At 58.3% G+C, this 276-nt stretch carries 1 protein-coding gene; it reads left to right on the forward strand.

The window, feature by feature from the left end; genetic code table 11:
• Window positions 1-276: MFS transporter (locus SB765_RS29405; protein WP_410932457.1), on the forward strand; the 276-nt coding region annotated here is incomplete at both ends.

Below are 276 nucleotides of genomic sequence, written 5' to 3' on the forward strand. Positions count from 1 at the left end.
CTGAAGAGATCCACTATCTGCAGGCGGGCAGCGTCGCCTCACGTAAAGAGCCGATCAGCTTCAAAGAGTGGCGCGGCCTGTTTAAGCAGCGCACCATGTGGGGGATGATGATTGGCTTCAGCGGCATCAACTACACCGCCTGGCTCTATATCGCCTGGCTGCCGGGCTACCTGCAGTCGACCTATCATCTCGATCTTAAAAGTACCGGCCTGCTGGCGGCGATTCCGTTCCTGTTCGGTGCGGCGGGCATGCTGCTGAATGGCTATGTGGTCGACT

The organism is Pseudomonas sp. SIMBA_067 (assembly GCF_046534675.1).
Classification (GTDB): Bacteria; Pseudomonadota; Gammaproteobacteria; order Pseudomonadales; family Pseudomonadaceae; genus Aquipseudomonas; species Aquipseudomonas putida.